Origin of the sequence: Saccharopolyspora antiqui, from assembly GCF_052246905.1 — a bacterium.
Lineage (GTDB): Bacteria > Actinomycetota > Actinomycetes > Mycobacteriales > Pseudonocardiaceae > Saccharopolyspora.
Map to the genome: position 1 here is coordinate 1 of NZ_JBQQBO010000068.1, position 597 is coordinate 597.

Consider the following 597-nt stretch of genomic DNA (forward strand, 5'->3'; position numbering starts at 1 on the left):
GCATGCGCACCGGGTCTTCGCGATAGCGGGTGAGCGGGTCGCCGATCATGCGCAGCGTACGCTCGCGCATGTCTTCCATGCCGTGATGGTAGTCATGCACGGTTTCGTCGGCGGGGTTGTAGTACATCGCGTTGACGGTGAAGTCGCGGCGGGTGGCGTCTTCGGCCTGGGTGCCCCAGACGTTGTCGCGCAGCACGCGGCCGCTGGCGTCGACGGCGTGCGTGTGGTGGTCCAGATCGGTGCGCTTGACGCGCTTGCCGGCCGGTACCTGCTCGCTTTCCACGGCATCCACCAGCGCGCGGAAGGTCGAGACTTCAATGATTTCCTGATCGCGCCCGCCGTAGAACGTTACATGCACGATCTGGAAGCGCCGGCCGATGATGCGCGAGCGGCGGAACAGCGCCTGCACCTGATCAGGCGTGGCGTTGGTGGCCACGTCGAAGTCTTTCGGCTTGATGCCCAGCAGCAGATCGCGCACCGCGCCACCCACGATGAAGGCGTCATAGCCCGCTTCCTGCAGCGTGGAGGTGACCTTGACCGCGTTGCGCGAGAGCAGCTTTGGGTCGATGCCGTGCTCTTCCACGTTCCACACACGTG

At 65.2% G+C, this 597-nt stretch carries 1 protein-coding gene; it reads right to left on the bottom strand.

Translation table 11 applies throughout. The features are described from left to right. Positions 1-597 (bottom strand): tRNA nucleotidyltransferase/poly(A) polymerase family protein (locus ACTWQN_RS38045; protein WP_504230376.1); only part of this gene is annotated, 597 nt, incomplete at both ends.